The following is an 8,063-nucleotide window of genomic DNA, read 5'->3' on the forward strand; positions in this document are numbered from 1 at the left end:
ACCGGGCCCTTTGATAGTCAGTCTAAAGAGCCAGACGGGCCGGCACGAGATTTATTCCCACACTGGGAATAAATCCCTGACTGGCCCGTCGTACCGGCTCATTCACTGCGTGGAACCTGACCATGACGACTCCTCTGCACGGCCCGGCCAAGGCCTTGCGCCTGGCGGCCATCGGCGTAGGCCTGCTGGCCCTGGGCGCCGGGTTCGCCTATGCCGCCGGCTGGATCGGCGCCCCGAGCCTGACGCCCCAGCGCATCATCGATACCTTCGAGGCCCAGGCCGGCCATCACCCCGGTTATCGCAAGAACCACGCCAAAGGCTTATGTGTCAGTGGCTACTTCCAGAGCAGCGGGTTGGCCGAGCCGCTGTCCAGTGCGCGGGTGTTCAGCCAGCCTCGCGTGCCGGTGATCGGCCGCTTCGCGATCGGTGGCGCCAACCCCTTCGCGCCGGATACCAGCATCCCGGTCCGCAGCCTGGCCCTGCAGTTCAGCACCGATGATGGGCAGATCTGGCGGACCGGCATGAACAACCCGCCCGTGCTGGCCATCGGCACACCGCAGGCCTTCTATGACCAAGTGCTGGCCATGACCCCAGCCCCTGCCACCGGCAAGCCGGACCCAGCTAAGATGCAGGCCTTCTTCGCTGCCCACCCCGAAAGCGCGGCCTTCCGCCAGTGGGCCTCGAGCTACACGCCCAGCGACAGCTTCGCCAGTACCCAATACCACAGCATCAACGCCTTCCTGCTCAAGGACCATGGCGGCATGACCCATCCGGTGCGCTGGCAGTTGGAACCACAGACACCATTCGCGGCGCTGCCGGCGCAGATCGAGGACAAGCAATTCCTGCAGCACGACCTGCAACGGCGCTTGGCACTAGGCCCGCTGCGCTGGACGCTGCGCCTGGTCCTCGCCGAGCCCGGCGACCCGGTGGACGACGCCTCTCGCCCCTGGCCCGCCGAGCGGCGCCGCATCGACGCCGGCACCCTGGTCATCGAGCAGGTGGACGCCCCCGAGCAAGGCGCCTGCCGTGACATCAACTTCGACCCGCTGATCCTGCCCCACGGCATCCTGCCTTCCGCCGACCCAATCCTGGCCGCCCGTTCGGCCGCCTACTCGGAGTCCTTCAACCGCCGCAGCCGCGAGTCCCTCGCCACCGGAGCACGCCCATGACCGCCACTGTCTTCCATCCCCTCGCCCGGCTGGTGCATTGGCTGATGGCCGTGCTGATCCTGGCCATGTTGTTCATCGGCGTGAGCATGGTGGGCGACCTGTCGCCGCGCCACCCGCTGCTGGTCGACCTGCACAAGGCCACAGGCCTGGCGTTGCTGGTACTGGTGGTGCTGCGCATCGCCCTGCGCCTGACCCTGCCCCACCCGCCGCTGCCAAGGGACATTCCGCCCATTCAGCGCCTGGCCGCCGGCGCCTCGCACCTGCTGCTGTATGCCCTGATGCTGGCCATGCCATTGCTGGGCTGGGCCATGCTGTCGGCCGGCGACTACCCGCGCCCGCTGCAATTACCGGCCATCGCCCCCCATGACCTGCGACTCTATGCAGTGTTGCGCCAGGCCCACGGCTGGGCCGGTTACCTGTTGTTCGCCACCGTCCTCGTGCACCTGGGCGCGGCATTGATGCACGCCTGGGTGCGCCGGGACGGTGTATTGCGTAGCATGTGGCCTGGCCCTGTGCGCCGCGGCGAATGAGCGTTGCGGGGCAGTCTGGGCCTTGATCCTCAACTGACGGGACTGCCCATGACCGCTGCAAAGGACCCTGCTGCCCTGACACCCCACGCGCCCCTGGACTTGCGCCCGCTGCTGCTGATCAGCGGGGCATGCACCCTGTCGATGATGGCGTTCGTGTCGTTGATCGGCCCGATCGCCCGCCAGCTGGGCATGGCGACCTGGCAAGCCGGGGCCGCAGTGACCGTGGCCGGCGTGATCTGGGTGATGCTGGCCAGGCCTTGGGGGCGTGCCGCCGACCGCTATGGCCGCAGACGCATCCTGCTGCTGGGCAGCGCGGGGTTCACCCTGTCCTATTGGTCGCTGTGCCTGTTCATCGACGGTGCTTTGCGCTGGATGCCAGGGGCGACCCTGGCCTTCATCGGGCTGATGCTCACCCGGGGCCTGATCGGTGCGTTCTATGCGGCGCTGCCGGTGGGGGCCAATGCCCTGATCGCCGACCATGTCGAACCCCACCGCCGGGCCCGGGCCATGGCCTCGCTGGGCGCCGCCAATGCCGTCGGCCTGGTGCTGGGGCCGGCCTTGGCTGCCTTGCTGGCTCGCCAGAGCCTGAGCATGCCGTTCTATGTCATGTCGCTGTTGCCGGCGAGCGCCTTCTTCGTGCTGCTGTTCAAACTCAAACCACAGCCCCTGGCCCACGGCCATGCCCCCAGCCCGGTGCGGCTGCGCGATCCGCGCTTGCGCCGGCCATTGCTGGTGGCCTTCAGCGCCATGTTCAGCGTGACGGTCTCGCAGATCACCGTGGGTTTCTTTGCCCTGGACCGCCTGCACCTGGCCTCGGTCGAAGCCGCCCAGGCCGCCGGCATCGCCCTCACCTGCGTGGGCGTCGCGCTGATCCTCGCTCAGGTACTACTGCGCCGGCTGGAATGGCCGCCGCTGAAGATGATCCGCGTGGGCGCCACCGTCTCGGCCCTGGGTTTTGCCAGCGCCGCACTGGCGAGCAGCGCCCCTTGGCTGTGGGGGTCGTTCTTCGTGGCGGCCGCTGGCATGGGGTTTGTATTCCCGGCATTTTCGGCGCTGGCGGCCAACGCCATGCACGCCTCGGAGCAAGGTGCCACCGCAGGCTCGATCGGCGCGGCTCAGGGCATGGGCGCGGTGGTCGGGCCGCTGGCCGGCACACTGGTCTATGCGATCGATCCTTCCCTGCCCTTCGCTGCGGTAGCCGTGCTGTTGCTGCTGGTCGGGCTATGGCCGACACCCGCCGATCAACACCCCTGACAAGCACAGCGCGTTGCCGTCCAGAGTGTGCTTTAATGCGTCGCCCATTATTTTTGACACCTCTCTATCTAACAAGGCGGCTATGGACACGGGGACACGACTCAAACTGGTGCGTGAACGCAACAACCTCTCCCAACGGGAGCTGGCCCGCCGTAGCGGCCTGACCAACTCGACGATCTCGCAGATCGAACAGAACCGTGTCAGCCCGTCGGTCAGTTCCCTGAAAAAGCTGCTTGAAGGCATTCCCATGTCCCTGGCGGAATTCTTCAGCTTCGACGAGCCCGTACGCGAAGAACGCTATGTGTTCCGCGGTGGCGAACAACCCGACCTGGGCCGCAATGGCCTGCGCATGCTGTTGGTCGGTGCCAGTGTCCCGGGCCGGCAAATGCGCATGCTGCGCGAGCTGTACGCACCGGGCGCCGATTCGGGCGAGCCGATCGTGCATTCCGAAGGCGAAGAGTGCGGCCTGGTCACCCGTGGCACCATCGAGCTGTGGGTCGATGGCCAGGTGAGCGTGCTCAATGCCGGCGATGGCTACTACATCCCCACCACCTTGCCGCACAGTTTCAAGAACATCGGCCCCGACGAGGCCGAGATCATCAGCGCCAACACCCCGGCCAACTTCTGATCCGCCGTGTCGCCGCCCAACAGCCGAGAAGCCTGCCAGCGCCTGCGTGATGCCGCCCTCGGTGTCCATGCGCTGCAGGTGCTGACCCGCACACCCGATGGCCAGGTCGATGTACGTGTCGACGGCTGGCAACTGCGCTTGCAGCTGGACGCCGATGGCCTGGCCCAGTGCAGCCATTGCCGCACACCCGACGGCCAGGAAGCCGGGCTGCAGGACTGGCACCGCTATGGCACCAATCCCACCGATCTGCTGAGTATCTGGGAGCGCGGACGTATCGAGCAACTCCTGGCCACGGGAAGCCTTGAATGAAGCGCGTCAGCCTGGTGCTCGGCCTGGCCTTCGCCTTGCCGACGTTCGCCGACAACGCCTGCCCACCGGGGCAGTACCAGGTGTGCCTGATGGGGTGTTTCTGCGCACCGATCGACCCCGGCCAGGCCGGGCAGGTGCTCAAGGATGTCGAACTCATGGCCTCCGGCAGCCTGGCCTTCGCCCTGCGCCAGGCCCACGACGAAGCCACCACCCAGGGCACCGAACCGATTCCCCTGCACATCCGCGCCCAGCTCGAGCCCTGGTATGACTTCGCCGTGCTCGACGCCGCGCGTTATCGGGTCGGGGACGAGGAGCAAGTCAGCGCCGCCAATGCCTTGTTGCAAAACCCGGACGTGAACGCTGTGACCCTGATCGACACGATCATCTTCCGCCACGCCCAAGATGCCGAGGACAACGTCGCGCTTTGGGCTCATGAGCTCAAGCATGTGCAGCAGTACCAAGAGCTGGGCGTGGAGGAATTTGCCCGGCGTTATACACGCAACTACGAGGACCTCGAAGGGCCGGCCTACAAGATCGAGGCCGAGGTCGCCAAGGCGCTGCGGGAAAAGCGCTCGGGACAGGCGCGTTGAGCGCGCCTGCTTTGCCGCAGTCGACTACTTCTTGACCCAGGATTGATCCGCACCATTGAACACTTTCTCACCAAATGCGAGCATTTTTTTTCGCGGGTCGCGCAGTAGCAGGAGTTGCTCCGCAGTCAGCGCTTCCTTCTTGTTCTTATAGATTGCCTGTTTTATTTCGTCCCACCGGCTTGCAATGTTGTTAGTAGCCAACGGAAGCACCTGATAAAGCGCCTGGGTAAATACATCTGGCCCAGCGAGTTTTAGGGTATCCTCCTCCCCTCGCGCGTAGTTGCCCACCGCCAGGGCCAATGTTCTTTCGATGACTGCATGCCCTTGGGCAGCAGCGATGGGTGTATTGGGAACCGCACTGGCCTTATCCTTCGTCGCGGCATATTCCTGCTTGAAGCCAAGGCCTGCGGGTAACGACAAATTCCCGAACGGCGCCTCCTGTCTATCGTCGATATCCTTGTATATGCCACCTTCGTGAAGCAACACCAACAGACGCAGCAGATCACTGGCTTGCGGATATTCGCCATCGCCGGCGGCCTGTTCATAGAACCTGAATGCCGGGTGCGCAGACATCTTTGCAAAGTAGGGCAGATCTCGCACATTCGAGACCTCAACGCCACTGCCTTCAAATTGGCGCCTCAGATCGTCACGGGCCGCTTCATGCCCCGCGATACCACTGTCGTAAAGCACGTGCGTGGTGTAATCCGGGTTACTCCGCGCCGTGTCTATCGACAGCATTTTGTTCTTTTCCGATATAGGTCTCGTGCCGATCCATATCATGTGGATCGTTTTCGGAACGGGCGCCTCTTTCATCGTCGCAAGCTCTGCATCCATCTTTGTCTTGAATTGCTCTTTCTTGGTTGGAGGCAAAAACCTGGAAATCGCCTTCCTCATGGTGCCTTGCTCATCAATCGATGAGGTCGGATTTCCCCTGACCATGCAATACACGTTCAACCCATCCACCGTCCCCGCCGGATCAGCGCTGAGCCAGCGGCCCAACCACGGCTGGTAGTAGCGGTACCCGTAGTAGTACAACCCCGTCGCGTCACGTTCCTTGCCCGAATAGCGCACGGTTTTGTAGCGCGCCTCCACCGAATTGCGAGCTGTCCAGAGGGCGGTGCCGCCATAGGGGTAATACTCTTCCTGGCTGATCAGTTCCCCCGTGCCATCCACTTCGAGCGCACCGCTGCCCGTCTGGTCGTCGTAGCTATAGCGCAGCTGATCGTTGGCGATGTCGGTGGGCTTGCCGGCTAGCCAATGCAACACCCGCACCTGGGCGCGGCCCGCTTCGCCCACGGCGATGATCTGCACGTCTTCCGTGACCTTGCCGCTGCTCAGCGTGCGCCTCAGCTCCAGGCCGGGCAGGTAGAGGACGTTCTGGGTCTGCGTGGTGCGGGCCGCCTGCTGGGTGCTGGTTTTCAGCACGCGCTGGCTGGCGTTGTCGTAGCGGTAGTGTTCGTGGTCGTCCGCGCCGCTGTCGCGCTTGACGGGGGTGACCTGTGCGAGCTCTCCACGCGGCGTCCAGACCAGGGACTGGCCCGGCAGCAACAGCCGCTGCTGGCCGCCGGCGTTAAACAGCGCCTCCACGTCGGTCGGGTCCTTGGCCAGCGAGCTCAGCACCGCCCGGTTGCTGCGTTCGCTCACGGTGATGTCGGTGGTGTAGCTGTTGCCGGTGGCCGGCGCGCTGTGGCGAATCTGGCTCAGGTTGCCAGCCCTGTCGTAGGTGTAGGTACGGGAGTAGCGGGTGTAGGTGGCGTCATCGAACGCAATGAGCGCGGGGTGGTCGCGGCCCTGCCCTTGTCGCCGCGCATCGGCCATCTCGCGCCCCGTCGCGCTGACCAGTTGATAGAGGCTGTCGTAGGCGTAGGTGTTTTCCGGGACCACCTTCTGGTTGCGCCAGAACCGCGTGGCTTCGGCATCGTTGCGCACGCTCACTACGTTGCCCACCGGGTCGTAGGCGTAGCGCAGATCCTGCAGCACTTTCGCCCCGCTGCCCTGGCGTTCGGTCTTGATGGCGGCCAGGCGCTGGGTCTTGGGCTCGTAGGTGTAGGTCGTCACCAGCCCGTTGCCGTGTTCCTCGCGCAGCTTCTGCCCGGCGGCGCAATAGCTTAGTGCCTTGACGATCACCTGTTCGGTGCCGCCCTTGAGCGTGAGCCAGCTGCCAGCCAATTGGCCGGCGACGTCATAGCGCAGGCGTTGCTTATGGCCGGCGGCATCCTGGGTGCTCAACACTGCCCCAGTGGCATCGGCGGTGGTCAGGGTGGTATGGGCGTCGGGCTCGAGCCCGGCATCGTCTTCGCCCTGCCAATCGACGAGGGTGTCAGGGTTGTCAGCGTCCTTGAGTAATTGCCGGGCCACTGTGCGCGGCACACCGGTCAGGGCAATGCTGCTGGTGCGCTCGAGGCCGGCGGTGTCGTAGTGACGAATGCACTGGCCGGCCAGGTTTTGCGCCTGAGCCTGCGGCGTGGGGCCCGCCCAGACCAAGCGTTCGATGATACGCGCCGGCGCACCGGCCACCTGCTCCGTCACGCTGATCGGGCGGCCCGGCAGCGAGGCGTCCTCGTACTGCCAGGTGCGGGTCACGGGCGGGTCGTCCTTGTCGGGGCTGACGTTGTGCAGGGTCAGGCACGGCCTACCGGCGACATCGCTCAGGGCCAGTGATGTGCCGGCATCGACGCTTTGCGTGCGCAAGACCTCGCCGGCGAGGCTCGTCAGGTAGGTGAAGTTGGCCAACCCGGCCTCGTGCAAGCGCGGGTCGGTGCTCTGGGCCAGAAAGCCACGGGCATCGTGGCGATGGTAGGTGATGCGCGTCTCCGTCACTTGCGGGGTGTCGGGATGGCGGTGGAAGGCGATCTCTCTCACGGCCAGGTTGCGGTTATCCCGTACCGTGACCATTGGGGTCTGGTTGAACAATGACGTGCTCATGGCTGCTCCTTTGTGGAAAGCCCTCGACCATCAGCCATGAGGCTACGCAACGGTACTCGTATATCCCCCAGGTTCTGGAGCCACCTGCCCCTGCCTACTCATAACATCATCAGACTTTACACGCTAACTATCAGTCTTTTCTTACAGCTCGGGTGCATAACTCTTTGTAACTTTCGCTCCCTGAAAGTATCAAGGGACTTAATATTGCATGCTCTCGTACCGCTCAATGACCCAAGCGCCTTCAGACAACACTTAAGTAAAACTTAACTGCTTTGCTGAAAAGGCCGCTCAAACCCTATCGCCTATTTAAAGTCAACGATAACTTCGACGGCGTAAGTATCTATTTATACAGGCGTGGAGTGAGCCATAGGTTCCAGGGCCTTTTCCTAGCGAAGTTACGTATCACTTAGCCACGTGACTTTCATGAAAAACCCACACGTTCACGCCAGTGCTTCCTCCGGCATCCGCTGGATGGCCTGGCTCAACATCGGCGTCCAGGCCATTCTTCCGCTGACCCTGGCATTGGCCACCCCTTCGGCCAGTGCCCTGCCCGACACCCAACCGGCCCAGCGATCACCGGCTCACCTCCACACCTTCGCCATGGGCGAGACCCTGGCCTCGATCGCCACCCACTACACCACCACCATCGCCACCCTGC

8 protein-coding genes are annotated in these 8,063 nt (G+C 64.1%); 7 read left to right on the forward strand and 1 reads right to left on the reverse strand.

Annotated features, from left to right (window positions below; genetic code table 11):
- The first annotated feature begins 116 nt into the window (after positions 1–116).
- The 6 genes from ACNFCH_RS23280 (at position 117) to ACNFCH_RS23305 (ending at position 4,480) form a co-directional block, all read left to right on the forward strand.
- Positions 117–1,169 (forward strand): catalase family peroxidase, encoded by a 1,053-nt coding sequence (locus tag ACNFCH_RS23280; RefSeq protein WP_337158494.1) that lies wholly within the window; start codon positions 117–119, stop codon positions 1,167–1,169.
- On the forward strand, positions 1,166–1,699 hold the full coding sequence (locus tag ACNFCH_RS23285; RefSeq protein ID WP_337158485.1) for a cytochrome b: 534 nt from the start codon (positions 1,166–1,168) through the stop codon (positions 1,697–1,699). Before ACNFCH_RS23280 ends, ACNFCH_RS23285 begins: the two co-directional genes overlap by 4 nt.
- Before the next feature lie 48 nt (positions 1,700–1,747).
- Positions 1,748–2,953: an MFS transporter gene (locus ACNFCH_RS23290; protein ID WP_416744059.1), complete on the forward strand. Its 1,206-nt coding sequence runs from the start codon at positions 1,748–1,750 to the stop codon at positions 2,951–2,953.
- Positions 2,954–3,035: 82 nt separating this feature from the next.
- Positions 3,036–3,581: a cupin domain-containing protein gene (locus tag ACNFCH_RS23295; RefSeq protein WP_043214747.1), complete on the forward strand. Its 546-nt coding sequence runs from the start codon at positions 3,036–3,038 to the stop codon at positions 3,579–3,581.
- Between the two features lie 6 nt (positions 3,582–3,587).
- Positions 3,588–3,890: a hypothetical protein gene (locus ACNFCH_RS23300; RefSeq protein ID WP_416744061.1), complete on the forward strand. Its 303-nt coding sequence runs from the start codon at positions 3,588–3,590 to the stop codon at positions 3,888–3,890.
- Positions 3,887–4,480 carry a DUF4157 domain-containing protein gene (locus ACNFCH_RS23305; RefSeq protein ID WP_337158488.1) on the forward strand — a complete coding sequence of 198 codons (594 nt, stop codon included), beginning with the start codon at positions 3,887–3,889 and terminating at the stop codon, positions 4,478–4,480. Before ACNFCH_RS23300 ends, ACNFCH_RS23305 begins: the two co-directional genes overlap by 4 nt.
- Positions 4,481–4,504: 24 nt before the next feature.
- Here the strand turns inward: ACNFCH_RS23305 and ACNFCH_RS23310 are convergent, their stop codons facing one another.
- Positions 4,505–7,405, reverse strand: coding sequence for an RHS repeat-associated core domain-containing protein (locus ACNFCH_RS23310; RefSeq protein WP_416744063.1), 2,901 nt, complete (start codon positions 7,403–7,405; stop codon positions 4,505–4,507).
- Between the two features lie 423 nt (positions 7,406–7,828).
- Between ACNFCH_RS23310 and ACNFCH_RS23315 the strand changes: the two genes are divergently transcribed.
- On the forward strand, positions 7,829–8,063 hold a 235-nt coding region (locus ACNFCH_RS23315), incomplete at its 3' end, for a hypothetical protein (protein WP_416744065.1).

Source organism: Pseudomonas sp. NY15354, from assembly GCF_048068075.1.
Lineage (GTDB): Bacteria > Pseudomonadota > Gammaproteobacteria > Pseudomonadales > Pseudomonadaceae > Aquipseudomonas > Aquipseudomonas guariconensis_C.

Coding starts and splice junctions, on each gene's coding strand:
- ACNFCH_RS23285 (WP_337158485.1), top strand. CDS start 1,166: ATGACCGCCACTGTCTTCCATCCCCTCGCCCGGCTGGTGCATTGGCTG.
- ACNFCH_RS23290 (WP_416744059.1), top strand. CDS start 1,748: ATGACCGCTGCAAAGGACCCTGCTGCCCTGACACCCCACGCGCCCCTG.
- ACNFCH_RS23295 (WP_043214747.1), top strand. CDS start 3,036: ATGGACACGGGGACACGACTCAAACTGGTGCGTGAACGCAACAACCTC.
- ACNFCH_RS23305 (WP_337158488.1), top strand. CDS start 3,887: ATGAAGCGCGTCAGCCTGGTGCTCGGCCTGGCCTTCGCCTTGCCGACG.
- ACNFCH_RS23310 (WP_416744063.1), bottom strand. CDS start 7,405: ATGAGCACGTCATTGTTCAACCAGACCCCAATGGTCACGGTACGGGAT.